Source organism: Lysobacter sp. (assembly GCA_013141175.1).
GTDB lineage: Bacteria > Pseudomonadota > Gammaproteobacteria > Xanthomonadales > Xanthomonadaceae > Lysobacter_I.
Genome location: JABFRN010000001.1, coordinates 3,939,635 through 3,955,677, shown reverse-complemented (window position 1 = coordinate 3,955,677; position 16,043 = coordinate 3,939,635). Strand labels below are relative to the sequence as shown.

18 protein-coding genes are annotated in these 16,043 nt (G+C 64.8%); 7 read left to right on the top strand and 11 right to left on the bottom strand.

Going from position 1 to position 16,043, the window contains the following annotated elements; genetic code table 11:
- Window position 1 precedes the first annotated feature (1 nt).
- Complete coding sequence (locus tag HOP03_17220) at window positions 2-454, bottom strand: RidA family protein (GenBank protein ID NOT89897.1); 453 nt, start codon at window positions 452-454, stop codon at window positions 2-4.
- Window positions 451-2,094: a carbonate dehydratase gene (can, locus tag HOP03_17215; GenBank protein NOT89896.1), complete on the bottom strand. Its 1,644-nt coding sequence runs from the start codon at window positions 2,092-2,094 to the stop codon at window positions 451-453. Before can ends, HOP03_17220 begins: the two co-directional genes overlap by 4 nt.
- A gap of 631 nt (window positions 2,095-2,725) precedes the next feature.
- Here can and HOP03_17210 point away from each other — a divergent pair.
- Entirely contained in the window at window positions 2,726-3,169 is a 444-nt protein-coding gene (locus tag HOP03_17210; protein NOT89895.1) for a hypothetical protein, read from the top strand.
- Between the two features lie 24 nt (window positions 3,170-3,193).
- On the opposite strand, the gene nei is transcribed toward HOP03_17210, so the two are convergent.
- From nei to asnS, 8 genes are all read right to left on the bottom strand, one after another.
- Window positions 3,194-4,006, bottom strand: coding sequence for an endonuclease VIII (nei, locus tag HOP03_17205; GenBank protein ID NOT89894.1), 813 nt, complete (start codon window positions 4,004-4,006; stop codon window positions 3,194-3,196).
- A gap of 4 nt (window positions 4,007-4,010) precedes the next feature.
- On the bottom strand, window positions 4,011-4,319 hold the full coding sequence (locus HOP03_17200; GenBank protein ID NOT89893.1) for a PilZ domain-containing protein: 309 nt from the start codon (window positions 4,317-4,319) through the stop codon (window positions 4,011-4,013).
- Window positions 4,320-4,448: 129 nt separating this feature from the next.
- Entirely contained in the window at window positions 4,449-4,730 is a 282-nt protein-coding gene (locus HOP03_17195) for a PilZ domain-containing protein (GenBank protein NOT89892.1), read from the bottom strand.
- 117 nt (window positions 4,731-4,847) lie between these two features.
- Window positions 4,848-5,633: an SDR family oxidoreductase gene (locus HOP03_17190; protein NOT89891.1), complete on the bottom strand. Its 786-nt coding sequence runs from the start codon at window positions 5,631-5,633 to the stop codon at window positions 4,848-4,850.
- A gap of 21 nt (window positions 5,634-5,654) precedes the next feature.
- Window positions 5,655-6,287 (bottom strand): FMN-binding negative transcriptional regulator, encoded by a 633-nt coding sequence (locus tag HOP03_17185; protein ID NOT89890.1) that lies wholly within the window; start codon window positions 6,285-6,287, stop codon window positions 5,655-5,657.
- A gap of 19 nt (window positions 6,288-6,306) precedes the next feature.
- Window positions 6,307-6,645: a hypothetical protein gene (locus HOP03_17180; GenBank protein NOT89889.1), complete on the bottom strand. Its 339-nt coding sequence runs from the start codon at window positions 6,643-6,645 to the stop codon at window positions 6,307-6,309.
- Complete coding sequence (locus HOP03_17175) at window positions 6,642-6,947, bottom strand: hypothetical protein (protein ID NOT89888.1); 306 nt, start codon at window positions 6,945-6,947, stop codon at window positions 6,642-6,644. Before HOP03_17175 ends, HOP03_17180 begins: the two co-directional genes overlap by 4 nt.
- Window positions 6,947-8,356 (bottom strand): asparagine--tRNA ligase, encoded by a 1,410-nt coding sequence (gene asnS, locus HOP03_17170; protein ID NOT89887.1) that lies wholly within the window; start codon window positions 8,354-8,356, stop codon window positions 6,947-6,949. Before asnS ends, HOP03_17175 begins: the two co-directional genes overlap by 1 nt.
- 73 nt (window positions 8,357-8,429) lie before the next feature.
- Here asnS and HOP03_17165 point away from each other — a divergent pair, with 73 nt between their 5' ends.
- Window positions 8,430-8,771, top strand: coding sequence for an iron-sulfur cluster assembly accessory protein (locus HOP03_17165; protein ID NOT89886.1), 342 nt, complete (start codon window positions 8,430-8,432; stop codon window positions 8,769-8,771).
- Between the two features lie 97 nt (window positions 8,772-8,868).
- On the top strand, window positions 8,869-10,641 hold the full coding sequence (locus HOP03_17160; GenBank protein NOT89885.1) for a DUF885 domain-containing protein: 1,773 nt from the start codon (window positions 8,869-8,871) through the stop codon (window positions 10,639-10,641).
- Between the two features lie 95 nt (window positions 10,642-10,736).
- Here the strand turns inward: HOP03_17160 and HOP03_17155 are convergent, their stop codons facing one another.
- The gene (locus HOP03_17155) at window positions 10,737-12,449 is read right to left on the bottom strand and encodes a serine hydrolase (GenBank protein NOT89884.1); all 1,713 of its coding nucleotides are present in this window, start codon (window positions 12,447-12,449) and stop codon (window positions 10,737-10,739) included.
- A gap of 178 nt (window positions 12,450-12,627) precedes the next feature.
- Between HOP03_17155 and rpsF the strand changes: the two genes are divergently transcribed.
- The 4 genes from rpsF to HOP03_17135 all read left to right on the top strand — a co-directional run bounded on the left by rpsF (window position 12,628) and on the right by HOP03_17135 (window position 15,543).
- Window positions 12,628-13,059 carry a 30S ribosomal protein S6 gene (gene rpsF / locus HOP03_17150; protein ID NOT89883.1) on the top strand — a complete coding sequence of 144 codons (432 nt, stop codon included), beginning with the start codon at window positions 12,628-12,630 and terminating at the stop codon, window positions 13,057-13,059.
- 11 nt (window positions 13,060-13,070) lie between these two features.
- Window positions 13,071-13,301, top strand: a complete 231-nt coding sequence (gene rpsR, locus HOP03_17145) for a 30S ribosomal protein S18 (protein NOT89882.1) — start codon at window positions 13,071-13,073, stop codon at window positions 13,299-13,301.
- A 169-nt stretch (window positions 13,302-13,470) separates the two neighbouring features.
- A complete protein-coding gene (gene rplI, locus HOP03_17140) occupies window positions 13,471-13,923 on the top strand; it encodes a 50S ribosomal protein L9 (GenBank protein NOT89881.1) in 453 nt (150 codons plus the stop codon).
- A 204-nt stretch (window positions 13,924-14,127) separates the two neighbouring features.
- Window positions 14,128-15,543, top strand: a complete 1,416-nt coding sequence (locus HOP03_17135) for a replicative DNA helicase (GenBank protein ID NOT89880.1) — start codon at window positions 14,128-14,130, stop codon at window positions 15,541-15,543.
- Window positions 15,544-16,043: the final 500 nt, after the last annotated feature.

Sequence of the window (16,043 nt, the reverse complement as noted above, 5' to 3'; positions counted from 1 at the left end):
TTCACTCCTTCGCGACGGCGATGCATTTAAGTTCGATCGCGATGGGCGTCGGCAGCGCGGTGATGCCCAGCGTGGTCCGGCACGGTGCGTTGGCGGCATCGGGGAAATATTCGGCCCAGATCGCGTTGTAGGTCTTGAAGTCGCGGGCCATGTCGGTGAGGTACACGGTCACGTCGACCAGGTCTTCCCAGCGCGCGCCGCTGGCGTCGAGCACCGTGCGCACGTTGGCGAAGACCGCGTGCGTCTGCGCGGAGATGTCGTAGGCGATCAGGCGGCCGTCGGCGTCGTGGACATTGCCCGGAATGCCGTTGCTGGCCGGGTCGCGCGGACCGATGCCGGACAGAAACAGCAGGGCTTGCCCCGGACCTGATCCCGGGCCGTCGACGCGGCGTGCGTGCGGATAACTGCCGACGGGCTTGGGCGCGGCTGCGGCGTGGATGATGTCGCTCATCATTCGCTCCTGTCGTTTCCGAGTGCCGCCACCGCCGCGGGATACTGCTCCGCCAGTTCGGTCGGCGAGCTTGCATCCAGACCGAGCTGACGCACCTTGCCGTCGTGCAGACCATAGATCCAGCCGTGCACGGTCAGTGGCTGGTCGCGAGCCCATGCATCCTGGACCACGGTGGTCTGGCAGACGTTGGTCACCTGTTCGATCACGTTGAGTTCGCACAGCCGCGCATGGCGCATCGATCCCGGTTCCACCGTGTCGAGCAGCGCCGCATGTTTCTGGGCGACATCGCCGACGTGGCGCAGCCAGTTGTCGGCCAGGCCGACGCGGCTCCCGGTGAGGCTGGCGTGGACGCCGCTGCAGCCATAGTGGCCGACGATCAGGATGTGTTCGACCTTGAGCAGATCGACCGCGAACTGGATCGAGCTCAAGCAGTTGAGGTCGGTGTGCACGACGAGGTTGGCGACGTTGCGGTGCACGAAGACTTCACCCGGATCGAGCCCGAGGATCTGGTTCGCCGGCACGCGCGAGTCGGAGCAGCCGATCCACAGGTATTTCGGTGCCTGCTGGCGCGAAAGCCGCTTGAAGAAATCAGGGTCTTCGTCACGGACCCGTTCGGCCCATGCCCGGTTGTTGCGCAACAGATCCTCCAGCGATCGGGTCACAGTGCAACTCCTATGTTCTTTGCTTCGGTGAAGAATCTCATGGCTTCCATGCCGCCTTCGCGACCCATGCCGGACTGGCCGATACCGCCGAACGGCGTGCGCAGATCGCGCATCAGCCAGGTGTTGATCCACACCATGCCCACGCGCAACTGCGCGGCGACATGGTGCGCGCGCTTGAGGTCGTTGGTCCACAGCGATGCGGCGAGCCCGTAGTCGCCTGCATTCGCCAAGGCAAGCGCTGCATCGTCGGTCTCGAAAGGCTGCAGCGTCACCACCGGGCCGAAGATTTCCTCGCGATTGGTCGCGCAGTCCGGGCCGAGACCCTCGATGACCGTCGGGGCCACGAACCAGCCGGGGCGGTCCAGCGCATGGCCGCCGCACAGCACATGACCGCCTTCGTCGCGTGCGCGCTGCAGCGCCGCGAGGACTTTGTCGAAATGCGCCTGCGATACCAGCGGGCCCATGCGCGTGTCCGAATCCATCGGGTCGCCGACGCGCAGCGCCAGGGCGTGCTGGACCAGCGCATCGCGGACTTCGGCATAGACGCTGCGTTCGATCAGTATGCGTGAGCCGCACAGGCAGATCTGGCCGCTGTTCTGGAATGCCGAACGGACGATGACATCGAGCTGATCGCGCCAGTCGCTGTCGGCGAAGATCAGGGTCGGGTTCTTGCCGCCGAGTTCCAGCGAGACTTTCTTGAGTTGCGAAGCGGCGAGGGCGGCGATGCGCTTGCCGACGGCGGTGCTGCCGGTGAACGACACGGCCTTGATGGTTGGATCCAGCACCAGCGGCTCGCCGATGTCGGGGCCGAGACCGTGGACGATGTTGAGCACGCCGGCCGGGAAGCCGATCTCGTTCGTGAGCCGCCCGAGCATGGTCGCGGTGGCCGGCGTGACTTCGGAGGGCTTGGCGACAACGGTGTTGCCCGCCGCCAGCGCCGGCGCGATCTTCCAGGTGAACAGATACAGCGGCAGGTTCCATGGCGAGATCGTGGCGACCGCGCCCAGCGGCTGGCGCAGGGTGTAGTTGAGCCCGGCCTGTCCGTGGTGCGATTCGCTGGCGAACTGGGTGGCGGCGTGCGCGAAGAAACGCAGATTGGCGATCGCGCGCGGAATTTCGACATCGCGCGCCAATGCGTAGGGTTTTCCGCCGTCGACCGCCTCGGCATGGGCGAAATCGTCGAGCCGCGCTTCGAGCGCGTCGGCCAGGCGCTCCAGCCAGCGCGCGCGTTCGCTCGACGGCAACGACGACCATGCCGGCAACGCCGCCTGCGCCGCAGCGATGGCGTCGGCGGCATCGTCCGCGTCTCCGGCAGCGACCTGCGCATGGACGTGGCCGGTGGCCGGATCGAACACGTCGAGTTGGCGCCCGCTGTGCGATGGGCGCTCGGTGCCGGCGATCACGTGATGGAAGGTTCGCATCGCACAAGCTTACCGAGATCGGCCTCCGCGTGTCCCCTGATCGTGTCGGCTGATCGTGTCCCCAGATCCTGCCCGGCACCGTTAAGGCTGGGGTGCCCGATGCGGCTGGCGGGGGACCGCCCGCGCACGGCGCGCGAACGATACGGCACAAGGCCGTGCTTCAACCCTCTCATGGACATCAGGACATCCCTATGAAAACGCATCGGAGCTTTCTTCTTCTCGCGGCGCTGGCCTGCGCGCCTTTCGCCGCACAGGCGCACGGCGACGCTTGCCCCAAACCGTTCCAGGCCACGGGCTCGATCGCCTTTCCCGCAGGCTACAGCGGCGTCACCGCCCAATTCACGGTGCCGGCGGGTTACCGTCTGCAGATCGAACAGGTCAGCGCCGGGTTCCGTTTGCCCGCAGCCACCGATACCGCCGACTTCCAGGTTGGCACGGTCGTCGGCGGCACTTTCGCCTGGCACGACCTCCATGTCGCCACCGGCTACAGCAATCTCGACCGCAAGGCGTTCGGCCCGGTCACGCTGTATGCCGACAAGAATACCGACGTGCGCATTTCCATCGCCCGGATCACGACCAGCTATCCGGCGACGACGGCGCGTTGGGCGGTCACCGGTTGTCTCTATGTCGCCTGAAGGATGGTCGCCCGGGTCATGACTTCAGGTCTGGCAGCGCCGGCATAGATACAGCCGGCGCGAACCCGTTTCCTGGCGGACGATGCGCGTACCGCATTGCGGGCAGGGTTGGCCTTCGCGGTCGAAGACGAGGAAGCGGAATCCTTCGGGCGTGTCGGTCAGATAATCTTCGCGCATGCCCTTGGCGGGCTCGATCCCGCGCGTGGCGTAACTGCGGCGGGGGATCGCCAACAGTTCGCGCGCAAGCGACCGCAACCGTGCGGGCGTGAGATCGGCGGGTTTGCGTTCCGGCAGCAGGCCGGCGGCGAACAGCACTTCCGAGCGCAGGTAGTTGCCCATGCCGGCGAGAAAGCCCTGATCCAGCAGCAGGGTGCCCAGTGCGCGACTCCTGAAACGCGGGTCGTGCAGGCGTTTGGCCACGGCCACGGCTGTGAGCGTCGGATCGAGGACATCGGGGCCGAGTTTCATCAGGAACGGATGGCGGTGCACGTCGTCGCTGCGCCACATCTCGATGTCGGAGGCGGAATACAGCAGGATCGTGCTGTGCCCGGTGTCCAGCGCCACCCGCAGCGAGCGGGTGCTCTCGGGGCGCTCGCCGGCTGCGGCGATCTTCCATACGCCGTACAGCTGGTTGTGGCTGTAGAGCGTCCAGCCATTGTCGAATCGGGTCAGGAGTGCTTTGCCGTGCGGGGTGACGGCTTCGATGCGATGGCCGGGAAGCGAGGTTTCATGCGATTTCAGGGCAGGAAACGCGAACCATGCACGATGCAATGGCAACCCGACGACCGCGGCGGCGAGCCGGTCGGCGGCGCGACGGATCTCGGGGCCTTCGGGCATCGGATCAGGGCAACGCCGGCGGGATGGTCTGCGAATCGTGGTACTCGAAACCGATGTGGCGTTCGGTGACGCGTGCGATCCGCGCCGATACCGGAACCGCCGGGCCGATGCCCTGGTAGAAAAACAGCTGCGCGACATTGCCTTCGCGCAACAGGCAACCGACCGGCCGGAAAATACCGCAGCCGCCTTCGGAGAGATCGAGCACATCGGCGGCCCATGCCATGTCGTTGCAAACGACCATCACCTGCATCGCAAACGGCACGCGGTCGCCGGCACGGCGTTCTTTCAACAGCAGTTCTTCCATGCGATGCATCCCTTGGACCTCACAGCGCCGGGCACCGCGCCCGGCGTATCTCCTGGATCATATGGATCATAGGCTGCTCCGGCCTGCGGTGGTGGGTGGCAACCGTCCCTGACAGGTTCCGGAACTTTCGCGCAAGAATCAAGCCGGCAGCGGTTGCGGTTCGAGATATTCGAAGCCCAGGTACTCATTGCTGGCCCAGACCACCCGCGCTTCGGCGCTGAATACGTAGCGTTCGTCGATCATCAGATACAGCCGGACTTCGGCGCCGTTGGCCAAGGCCCAGTCGTGCGGGCGCGTGGTACGGCACCCGGTGGCCGAAACGTTGTCGATATGGCCGACGAAACCATCGGGCCCGTGTGCGATCAGGACGAGACAATCGTATTCGTGGCGCTCTGCGCGGCGGCGTTCTTCAGGGGACATGGGATGGACTGCCGGGTGAGGACTGCTTCGGACAGCATAGCCGTCCGGCCGGGCAACTCAAGTCTGTCGGCGATCCCGCTTCCACGGGAGGCATGACGACATGCTGCGACGAGCCGTTCAGATCGACTGCATCCGCCCGCCGTCCACGGCCAGGCTGACGCCATTGATGTACGCGGCGGCCGGCGAGCAGAGAAAAGCGATCGCAGCCGCCACTTCCGCAGGTTGCGCGAACCGCGCCGCGGGTACGCTCTGGCGCATCCCGGCGGCCACGGCGTCTTCGGTCTGGCCGCTGGCCTGGGCGCGGTCGCGCAGGATCTGGTCCAGGCGTGCGGTTTCGGTGTAGCCGGGCAGCACGTTGTTGACGGTGATGCCGTCGGCGGCGAGTTCGCGCGACAGCGTCTTGGCCCAGCTGGCGACGGCGCCGCGGATGGTATTGGACACGCCGAGATTGGGAATCGGCTCGCGCACCGACGTCGAGATCACGTTGACGATGCGCCCCCAGTGCGCGGCGCGCATGCCCGGCAGCACCGCCTGCACCAGCGCGTGGTTGGCGAGCAGGTGCTTGCGGAAGGTATCGAGGAAGGCGTCTTCGCTGGCGCCATGGGCCGGTCCGCCGGCCGGTCCTGAGGTGTTGTTGACCAGGATATGGATCGCATGACCGGTAACCAAGGCATCGATCGCGGCGCGCAGGCCGACTGTATCGGACACGTCCGCCACCACCGCACCGTGGCGCTGCGTACCGGTGCGCGGCAGGGCATCGACCACCACCTGCAGCGCATCTGGGCGGCGCGACAGCACGGTGACATCGGCGCCGAGCAGTGCCAGTTCGTGCGCGGCGGCGCGGCCGATGCCTTCGGAAGCGCCGCAGACCAGCGCGTGTTTGCCGTTGAGGTTCAGATCCATGGAGTGGTGTCCTGATGGGCGTCAGTCGTCGCGGCCGGTCTCGCCGGCGCGCATGAGATGGGCGATGGCGCGGGCGCCGTCATCGTCGCGCGCAGCCAGGTCTTCGCGCACCGCGCGCCGGTTGGCGGGCGGGTGGTTCTGGCTGAGCTTGAATTTCAGATCGATACGGGATGGTACGAAGCGGAAACCGACGATGCCGCGCAGTTGGTCGCGGTGATCGTCGCGGCCCATCTCGAAGCGCCAGTCGCGGCCGACGCCGGCTTCGAAACGACGGCTGAGGCGGTCGACGAGGTCGCCCAGCGCGGATTCATCTTCGTAGACATCGAGCCGGCCGTGCAGATGCGCGACCGCGTAGTTCCAGGTCGGCACGCGTGCGGCTTCTTCCTTGTCCGGATACGCGCCCGGCGAGACGTAGGCATCGGGGCCGTGGACGATCATCAGGATGTCGCCGGTGTGCCGCGCCTGCGGATTCGGTCGCGCCCAGTGGCCTTCGATCAGCACCGCATCGCCGTCGCGGCGGTACAGCACCGGCAGATGGCTTGCGAACGGTGCGCCATCGGCATCGGTGTTGATCAAGGTCACGAATGGATGTGCGCCGATCAGCGCATCGAGCGCAGCGAGGTCGGTTTCGACGAAGGCGCGGGGCAGATACATGCCGTCGGCTTGCCGGCTCTCAGGCCCGCGCGCCGAGGGTCCGGATCATCTGTCCGCGCAACTGGTCGTCGTGTTCGGCCTGTGGTGGCGCGATCTCGGCCATCGTGAAGCCGCGCTCCAGTGCGTCTTCTTCATCCAATCCGTCGAGCGAGACGAATTCGGCATCCATCAGCGCGGCGCGCGCGGTGTCTTCGCTGTCGTAGGCGAGGGTGTTGCCGTCGCTGTCGAAGACTTCGGCGGTGCCGGCCTCGCGGACCCGCAGCCGCGCCCACACGATGGTGCGCCCGAGGCTCGCGAGCCACCAGGTTTCGTGGATGTCGCGGATGTCGTGGTCCGGCGCATCGGCAGCGATGTTCATGGCGATGCCACCGACCAGAGCCAGAGGATGCCGGCCGTGAACAGCCCGATCAGGATCGTCGCCAGCGACAGTCTCGCCGGGGTCGCGAGGCCGTCGAGGTTGCGGTCCTTGGCGCTGCGATAGCCGCCGTCCAGCAGCCACCACAGCGTCACCGGGTGGATGAATCTCGGCGAAGACAGCGCCGCGAGCATGTCCGGCTGGCGATCGCGCAGATGCACCAGCGCCAGCGGCCAGAAGATCACGAAGGCGGTCGCGCCGGCGATCGCCAGCGCCACGAAAACCAATGCGAAGAAAAGGATCATCAGAATTCCGCGTGTCCCGGCGCGCGCGGGAACGGGATCGCGTCGCGGATGTTGTTCAGGCCGCAGACGTAGACCACCAGACGCTCGAAGCCCAGACCGAAGCCCGCGTGCGGGACGGTGCCGTAGCGACGGAAGTCGCGATACCAGCCGTAATGCGAGGGATCGAGGCCGAATTGGGCGATGCGTGCGTCGAGCACATCCAGACGCTCTTCGCGCTGGCTGCCGCCGATGATCTCGCCGATGCCCGGCGCCAGCACATCCATCGCGGCCACGGTCTTGCCGTCGTCGTTGAGGCGCATGTAGAACGACTTGATGTGCTCCGGGTAGTTCATCACCACCACCGGGCGGCCGACGTGGGTCTCGGTCAGCCAGCGCTCGTGCTCGGTCTGCAGATCCAGGCCCCATTCGACCGGGAACTCGAACTTCTGCTTCGAATCCTGCAGCAGCTTCACCGCGTCGGTGTACTGGATGCGCTCGAACGGCGCGTTCACGAACGTCTCCATCCGGGTGATCGCGTCCTTCTGCACGCGCTCGGCGATGAAGGCCATATCGTCGGCGCGCTCGTTCAGGACCGCGCGGAACAGATACTTGAGGAAGTTCTCGGCGAGCGTGGCGTCGTCGTCGAGGTCGGCAAAGGCGATCTCGGGCTCGATCATCCAGAATTCGGCCAGATGGCGCGACGTGTTGCTGTTCTCGGCGCGGAAGGTCGGCCCGAAGGTGTAGACCTTGCTCAGCGCGAGGCAGTAGCCCTCCACGTTGAGCTGGCCGGAGACCGTGAGGAAGGCCTCCTTGCCGAAGAAATCCTTCGAGAAATCGATGTTGCCGTCGGCGGTCTTCGGCAGGTTCATCATGTCCAGCGTGGAGATGCGGAACATCTGCCCGGCGCCTTCGGCGTCCGAGGTGGAGATGATCGGGGTGTTGACCCAGTAAAACCCGTTCTCATGGAAGTAGCGATGGATCGCCTGCGCCAGGCAGTGGCGGATGCGGGTGACCGCGCCGAACAGATTGGTGCGCGGACGCAGATGGGCGACTTCGCGCAGGAATTCCAGAGTGTGCGGCTTGGGCTGGATCGGATAGGTTTCCGGATCTTCGACCCAGCCGACCACTTCGACTTCGGTCGCCTGGATCTCGTAACTCTGGCCCTTGCCCTGCGAGGCCACCAGCGTGCCGGTGGCGACGACCGCGCAGCCGGCGGAAAGACGCTTCACTTCGGTCTCGTAATTCGACAGTGCGTCGGTGGCGACGATCTGGATCGGCGCGAAGCAGGAGCCGTCGCTGACCTGCACGAAGCTCAGCGCGGTGGAGTCGCGGCGGGTGCGGACCCAGCCCTTCACGGTGACTTCGGCGCCTACTCCGGGACCGACTCCGGCCGTCCCGGCCAATGCTTCTTTTACGCTGCTGAACGCCATTGCCTTGATTTCCCGCGCCGTCGCGCCGATATGGGGTAAGCCACCAAGTTTAACTGAGGCTACAATCCCGCACATGACCATTTCACTCGCTCCCGCCGCCCTGCAACGCATCCAGGGCTATCTCGTCGATGCACCCGACGCCCTCGGTCTTCGTTTCGGCGTGAAACGCACCGGTTGCTCCGGCTGGAGCTATGTGGTCGATCTCGCGCGCGAAGCCAAACCCGGCGACGCGGTCAGCGAACAGGGCGGCATCCGGATCTTCATCGATGCCGACAGCCTGCCGCTGGTCGACGGCACCGAGATCGACTTCCTCAAGCAGGGCCTGAGCGAGCAGTTCGTGTTCCGCAACCCCAACGTCAAGGCCGAGTGCGGCTGCGGCGAGAGCTTCACCACCGACGCCGACCGCGCGGCCTGACCGCGCTCCGGCGGGGCAGGCCATGCCTGACTTCCGCCATATCCGTGGATGCCTGCCACGGACTAGACTCCGGGCATCATCCGCGTCGGAGTTGCCCATGATCCGTGGCCTGTCCCGTACAGCGGTGCTCGTGGCGGTTTCCCTTGCGACCGGCATCGGTGTCCCGCATGCGTGGGCCCGGCAGGCCGACGAAGGTCGGCGCCTCGATGCGTTCTTCTCGGAAGAGTGGGAGCGCGGACTGCGCGAAAACCCGGAGTCGGCCTCGTTCGAGGGCGACCGCCGCTACAACGACCGCTGGTCCGACAACAGCCTCGAGGCGATCGCCGCCAGCGAGGCGGCCGATCGCGAGGCGTTGGCGCGACTGAAACGCTTTGATCGCAGCCGCCTCAGCCCAGCCGATCAGCTGAACTACGACACTTTCCTCTGGCTGCAGGAAAAGACCGTGCAGCGGCAGAAGTTCCGCGAATGTCTCCAGCCCATCGGCCATCAGGGCGGTGTACAGAACGCGGATGGCATCGTCGAAGGCCTGGCGTTCAATGAAATCCGCGACTATCGGGACTGGCTGGCGCGGATGCGCGCGCTGCCCAAGGTGATCGACCAGACCATGGTGCTGATGAGCGAAGGCGTGAAAACCGGCAATGTGCCGCCGCGCGTGCTGATGCAGCGCGTGCCGGCGCAGATCGCCGCGCAGATCGTCGACGATCCGGCCGCCAGTCCGTTCTACCGGCCGTTCGCGAAGTTCGCGAGCGGCGTGCCCGAGTCCGAGCGCGCCGCACTCCAGGCCGAGGCCCGCGACATCATCGCGACCCGGATCGTTCCGGCATACCGGAAACTGCAGACCTATTTCAACGACGCCTATCTGCCGAAGACCCGTGCCGGCACCGCAGTCGCGGACCTGCCGGACGGCAAGGCCTATTACGATTTTCTCGCCGGCAACTACACCACGACCGATCTGAGCGCCGACGCAATCCATGCGATCGGCCTGGGGGAAGTCGCGCGCATCCGCGCCGAGATGGAGAAGGTCAAAGCCGAAGCCGGTTTCCAGGGCACCTTGGCCGAATTCTTCACCTTCCTGCGCACCGATCCGCGTTTCTTCGAAAAAACGCCGGAGGCGCTGCTGACCCGCTATCGCGCGATCGCCAAGCGGATCGATCCCGAGCTGGTGAAGGTGTTCCGTACCATTCCCCGCCAACCCTACGGCGTGCGGCCGATTCCGGACACGATCGCACCCGACACCACCACCGCTTATTACCAGCAGGGCGCCAGCGACGGCAGTCGCGCGGGGTTCTACTACGTCAACCTGTACAAACCGGACATGCGGCCGATCTGGGAAATGATCCCGCTGTCGCTGCACGAAGCGGTGCCGGGCCATCATTTCCAGTTCGCGCGCGGGCTGGAGTTGCCGGACGCACCGATGTTCCGCCGTACCGCGTATTTCGTCGCCTACGGCGAGGGATGGGGCCTGTATGCCGAACAGCTCGGCCATGAAATGGGTTTGTACGACGATCCCTACGACCGCATGGGTCAGCTCGCCTACGAAATGTGGCGCGCGGTGCGGCTGGTGGTGGACACCGGCATGCACGCCAAGGGCTGGAGCCGCGAGCAGTCGATCGCATACTTCAAGGACAACGCGCCGAAGACCGACCAGGACATCGTCAACGAGATCGACCGCTACATCGGCACGCCGGGGCAGGCGCTGGCCTACAAGATCGGCCAACTGAAGATGTCCGGGCTGCGCGCGCGCGCCGAGCAGGCGCTGGGTCCGAAGTTCGACCTGCGCGACTTCAACGACGCCGTGCTGGAGACCGGTTCCGTGCCGCTGGAAACGCTCGAGCGACATATCGATGCGTGGATCGCCGCGCGTCGATGAGGATGCTGTGGGAGCGGCGGAAGCCGCGATGACGTGCGGCCAATTTTTCTTTCCGCTTGCTGTCGCGGCTTCCGCCGCTCCCACGAGGATAGGTTCTACCGCACCGGCTTCAGCACCAGATCCTGGAAATCGAAGCTGAAATCGGTGTTCGGCGAGATCGCCTGCATCCCGGCTTCGCGGACCTTGCCGTCGACGTCCAGCGAGAAGTTCACGAAGGCATCCGCGTTGAGCCAGCGCTCGTCCCAGCGCACGATGAACGTGTCGTGCTGCCAGTGGCTGAGCGTGCCGGTCAAGGATGGCGTGCGCGAGAATGTCATCCTCAGCGCATCGCCTTCGCGGAGAATCGAGACATCGCCGTACCACGGGTCGCGGTACGTGCCGGCATAACCCGCGAGCGGCAGCGAAGGGCGTGAGTTTTCGACCCGGGCCGCTTGGTGCGCGGCCCAGCTTGCATCGGCTTTTTCGCGCGATTTCGCCAGCGCTGCGCCGTAGGCCGCGTTCCAGTCCGTCTTCGGCGCATCGAGGTATGCGTCGAGCACGCGCAGGGTGATGGCGTGGAAGGCGCCGCCGAGTTCGGCGTTGGTCAGCACGATCACGCCGAGCTTGTGGTCCGGCACCAGGGTCAACCGCGACACCATGCCCGGCCAGCCACCGGTGTGCCAGACCAGTTTGCTCCCACGGTAATCGGACAGCACCCAGCCCTGACCGTAGGCGACGAAATTCGGCATCGCCGGCTGCAACTCGGGCACCGACGGCTGCGGCACCGGCATCGGCGTGATCGCCGACCACATCTGCTGCTGGGTCTTCTCCGTGAACACGCGATGATCGACGCCATGCGCATCGCGGTAGGTGCCACCGGCAAGCTGCAGGCGCATCCATCGAGCCATATCGTGCGCGCTGGCGTAGATGCCGCCCGCGCCGGAGACGTTGTACCACGACAATCGCGGAGCGGGCTGCAGATCCCTGGAATCGGCAAGCGCATAACCGGTCGCCACGTTGTCGCCGGGTTTCAGCGCATCGCTGTTGTAGCGGGTCCCGGCCATGCCCAGCGGGACGAAGATCCGGGCCCGCAGGAAGGCCTCGTACGATTGCCCGCTGACCTGTTCCACCACCAGTTGCGCCACGCCATACAGGATATTGTCGTAGGCGTAGCGATCGCGGAACGAGCCGGTCAGCGGCACATGACGCAGGCGGCGGGCCACCTCTTCGCCGGTGTAGGTGGTGGTGGGCCAGTAGAGCAGGTCGCCTGCGCCCAGCCCCAGGCCACTGCGGTGCGCCAGCAGGTCGCGGATGCGCATTTCGCGGGTCACGTAGGGGTCGGCCATCTGGAACCACGGCAGATGCTCGATCACCCGGTCGTCCATGCTCAGCTTGCCGTCCTCGGCCAGCATGTTCAGGGCCGCAGCCGTGAATGCCTTGGTATTGGATGCGATGGCGAAGAGGGTGTGGGCGTCGACCGGTGCCTTGCCCCGTTCGCGCTCGCCCCAGCCGCGCTCCAGTACGATCTCGCCGTCCTTGACCACCGCCACCGCAATCCCCGGCACCTGGAAGGTCTTGCGCACGGATTCGACGTAAGCGTCGAGATCCGCGAGCTGGGTGGGCAGGGCGGGTTCGGTCCGACGGGAGGGGCGGCCGTCCCGGTCGACGCGGGAATGCCGAACCGCAGGCAAGCGCCAGCGCGAACCCGATCCAGCGGGCAGCCCGCGGCCGGGAGATGTGCGATGTCGGAATCGATGCGGGCATGGGGCGTGGCCTGGGCTGGGCTTGGTGAAGGTCGCCACTATCCCGGAATCCGTCGCCGCGGGCATCCCTCCTGCGTCGGGACCTCTGGATTTGCGTCCAAGTGCTTGAACTGCCATACTTTCCGGCTCTTCCGCCCTCGGCGGAGGACCTTGCCCTACCGTCACCGGTATCGATCTGCTGATCCGGCGTCGCGGGGGCTTTCGATGGGCAATTCCGCCTGTCGATATCCACAAGGACACTACCATGCGTCATTACGAAGTCGTCTTCATGGTCCACCCGGACCAGAGCGAACAGGTGCCGGCAATGATCGAGCGCTACAAATCGCTCGTCGAATCCGGCAGCGGCACGATCCACCGTCTCGAAGACTGGGGCCGCCGTCAGCTCGCCTATCCCATCCAGAATCTGGTCAAAGCCCATTACGTCATGATGAACATCGAGATCGGTCTCGAAGTTCTCAACGAACTGGTCGACACCTTCCGTTTCAACGACGCCATCCTGCGTCACCTCGTGATCAAGCGCGACGGCCCGGATACCGAGCAGTCCCTGATCATGAAGAACAAGGACGACAAGGACAAAGCGGACAAGGGCGATCGCCGCCGCCGCGACGATGATGGCGCCATCGGCATTGCCGACAGCGACGACATTGCCGATTCCGCCGATTCCGTCGAAGTCTGAGGAGACCACCCATGTCCAAGTTCTTCCGCCGCCGCAAGTTCTGCAAGTTCACCGCCGAAGGCGTGAAAGAGATCGACTACAAGGATCTCAACACCCTGCGCCAGAACCTCACCGAGAACGGCAAGATCGTGCCGAGCCGCATCACCGGCACCAAGTCGAAGTACCAGCGCCAGCTGGCGACCGCCGTCAAGCGTGCACGCTTCCTCGCGTTGATCCCGTACACCGACAACCACAACGTGTGATCCTTGCGGCCGTGCGCCCGACGGCGTCGCGGCCCGCAACGAAGCACGCTGTCATCAAGCACGCTGTCATTAAACACACTGTCATTAAACACACTGTCATTCGGACAGCCACCCGCTGCGGCGCGCGCTGCATTCACGGCGCCCACCGCTAACGAATACGGAACCACCCATGAAACTGATTCTCCTGCAGAAAGTCGTGAACCTCGGCGGCCTGGGCGACCAGGTCGACGTCAAACCCGGCTATGGCCGCAACTATCTCGTACCGCAGGGCAAGGCCGTGCCGGCCACCGCCGCCAACGTCGCGATGTTCGAAGCCAAGCGCGCCGACTACGAAGCCAAGGCCAAGTCGCTGTCCGACGGCGCCGAATCGCGTCGCGGCCAGCTCGATGGCGTCAGCGTCACGATCAAGGCCAACGCTTCCACCGAAGGCAAGCTGTACGGTTCGGTCGGCCCGCGCGATATCGCCGAAGCCCTCACCGCCGCCGGCCACAAGGTCAACAAGTCCGAAGTGGTCATGGGCGAAGGCGCGCTGCGCCACACCGGCGAGCATGATGTCCTCGTGCACCTGCATGCCGATGTCGAAGTCACGGTCAAGGTCGTCATCGAGCCGGAAGCCGCGTAATCGCAATGTCCTGGTTTCGACTGAACGGGCGCCGCAAGGCGCCCGTTTTGTTTGCGGCATCGTCCCGTCGCGGCCCGTGAGACGGGAGCCGGGTAAGAAATCGGACTTATCCACAGGTTGTTGCATCGCGAACCCACAGGGCGGGCGCATACGATGGCCGATAGCACTTCTTGCCGACGCAGCACCCCGGAGCACGACATTCCCATGGCTTTCCGCCCCAATGCCTACGGCGACAACCGCCGCCGCGACACCTTCGGCGACAGCCGCGTGGAGCAGTTGCGTATCCCGCCGCAGTCGATCGACGCCGAGCAGGCAGTCATCGGCGGCCTGATGTTGGCACCGGACGCCTTCGATCGCATCGCCGATCGCCTCAATGAAGAGGACTTCTACCGCCGCGATCACCAGCTGATCTATCGCGCGATCCGCGAACTGGCGGAAAAGAGCCGGCCCTACGACGCGGTCACCTTGGGCGAATGGTTCGAGTCGCAGGGATTGTCCGAGCAGGTTGCTGGCGGCGCGTATCTGGTCGAATTGGCCAGCACCACGCCTTCGGCCGCCAACATCACCGCCTACGCCGAAATCGTCCGCGACAAAGCGATCCTGCGCCAGCTGATCGATGCCGGCACCGGCATCGTCAACGACGCCTTCCAGCCGGACGGCCGTGACAGCGACGAGATCCTGTCCAAGGCCGAAAAGGACGTGTTCGCGATCTCCGAAGCCCGTTCGCAGGGGCGCACGGATTTCGTCGCGATCAACAAGGCGATGGCCGAAGCCTTCGACGTGCTGCAGACCCGCTACCAGAATGGCGGCAGCGTCACCGGCCTGCCGACCGGCTATACCGAGTTCGATGAAATGACCGCCGGCCTGCAGCCGACCGATCTGGTGATCCTCGCCGCGCGTCCGGCGATGGGCAAGACCACGCTCGCGCTGAACATCGCCGAGCACGCCGCGATCAAGACCAAAAAACCGGTCGCGGTATTTTCGATGGAAATGTCGGCTTCGCAGCTGGCGCTGCGCCTGATCTCGGCCAACGGCCGCGTCAACGCCACCCGTTTGCGGACCGGCCAGCTCGAAGACGAAGACTGGAGCCGGGTCAGCAGCGCGATCCGCATGATCAAGGAAACCAAGATATTCATCGACGACACCCCGGGTCTTTCGCCCGAAGGCCTGCGCGCGAAGGCGCGACGTCTGAAACGCGAACACGGCCTGGGCCTGATCGTCATCGATTATCTGCAGTTGATGGCGGTACCCGGCAACAGCGAAAACCGTGCGACGGAGATCTCGGAAATCTCGCGCTCGCTGAAAGGATTGGCGAAGGAACTCAATGTTCCCGTCATCGCGCTCTCGCAGCTCAATCGTTCGCTGGAAACGCGCGCCGACAAACGTCCGGTGATGGCCGACCTTCGCGAATCCGGCGCTATCGAGCAGGACGCCGACATGATCGTCTTCATCTACCGCGACGATTACTACAACAAGGAAAATTCACCGGACAAGGGCCTGGCCGAGATCATCATCGGCAAACAGCGTAACGGCCCGACCGGTTCCTTCAAGCTCAAGTTCTTCGGCGAGTACACGCGGTTCGATAATCTCGCGTTCGATTCCGTGGGGAGTTTCGAGTAAGGCACCGCGTTGGACCGGCCACCGGAAATGCCGCATTGAAATAGGCGGCACTTCGGGATTATCGTGGAATGACAATTGGCCTTTCGTCCCATCGATGATTCCGTGCGTGATTTCCAGATGAAAATCGATCTGGACCGTCTTCCGGGGCTAATGCCGTCCCGGCAGCAGACCGGCAGAAGCTGATCGGCAGAAGCTGATCGGCAGAATCAGAATCGAAATCAGCATCAGCAGCAATAATTGCCTTGATCCATGGTGCGCAAGCCGCAATTCGCCTCGGAATCAGGCATTCGGCGAATGATTCCTTTGAAACCCTCCGCTGTTCGCGAACGCAGATCATTGGTGCTGCCGAATCGTCGCTCGACGAATACCAGGCCATATTATTTGCAATCATGGATTTTCACCCTTATAGTCTGTATTAAGGTATCTGAACTCGGCTGTGATCGTGATATGCCCGCTGGCAATCACCGATTGGATGTCCAGCGAGATTCTTGGCCGCGAAA

Bases quoted from the DNA above. Each gene is read 5' to 3' on its own strand.
- HOP03_17220 (NOT89897.1), bottom strand. From the start codon at position 454: ATGATGAGCGACATCATCCACGCCGCAGCCGCGCCCAAGCCCGTCGGC.
- can (NOT89896.1), bottom strand. From the start codon at position 2,094: ATGGAACCTGCCGCTGTATCTGTTCACCTGGAAGATCGCGCCGGCGCT.
- HOP03_17210 (NOT89895.1), top strand. From the start codon at position 2,726: ATGAAAACGCATCGGAGCTTTCTTCTTCTCGCGGCGCTGGCCTGCGCG.
- nei (NOT89894.1), bottom strand. From the start codon at position 4,006: ATGCCCGAAGGCCCCGAGATCCGTCGCGCCGCCGACCGGCTCGCCGCC.
- HOP03_17200 (NOT89893.1), bottom strand. From the start codon at position 4,319: ATGCATCGCATGGAAGAACTGCTGTTGAAAGAACGCCGTGCCGGCGAC.
- HOP03_17195 (NOT89892.1), bottom strand. From the start codon at position 4,730: ATGTCCCCTGAAGAACGCCGCCGCGCAGAGCGCCACGAATACGATTGT.
- HOP03_17190 (NOT89891.1), bottom strand. From the start codon at position 5,633: ATGGATCTGAACCTCAACGGCAAACACGCGCTGGTCTGCGGCGCTTCC.
- HOP03_17185 (NOT89890.1), bottom strand. From the start codon at position 6,287: ATGTATCTGCCCCGCGCCTTCGTCGAAACCGACCTCGCTGCGCTCGAT.
- HOP03_17180 (NOT89889.1), bottom strand. From the start codon at position 6,645: ATGAACATCGCTGCCGATGCGCCGGACCACGACATCCGCGACATCCAC.
- HOP03_17175 (NOT89888.1), bottom strand. From the start codon at position 6,947: ATGATCCTTTTCTTCGCATTGGTTTTCGTGGCGCTGGCGATCGCCGGC.
- asnS (NOT89887.1), bottom strand. From the start codon at position 8,356: ATGGCGTTCAGCAGCGTAAAAGAAGCATTGGCCGGGACGGCCGGAGTC.
- HOP03_17165 (NOT89886.1), top strand. From the start codon at position 8,430: ATGACCATTTCACTCGCTCCCGCCGCCCTGCAACGCATCCAGGGCTAT.
- HOP03_17160 (NOT89885.1), top strand. From the start codon at position 8,869: ATGATCCGTGGCCTGTCCCGTACAGCGGTGCTCGTGGCGGTTTCCCTT.
- HOP03_17155 (NOT89884.1), bottom strand. From the start codon at position 12,449: ATGCCCGCGGCGACGGATTCCGGGATAGTGGCGACCTTCACCAAGCCC.
- rpsF (NOT89883.1), top strand. From the start codon at position 12,628: ATGCGTCATTACGAAGTCGTCTTCATGGTCCACCCGGACCAGAGCGAA.
- rpsR (NOT89882.1), top strand. From the start codon at position 13,071: ATGTCCAAGTTCTTCCGCCGCCGCAAGTTCTGCAAGTTCACCGCCGAA.
- rplI (NOT89881.1), top strand. From the start codon at position 13,471: ATGAAACTGATTCTCCTGCAGAAAGTCGTGAACCTCGGCGGCCTGGGC.
- HOP03_17135 (NOT89880.1), top strand. From the start codon at position 14,128: ATGGCTTTCCGCCCCAATGCCTACGGCGACAACCGCCGCCGCGACACC.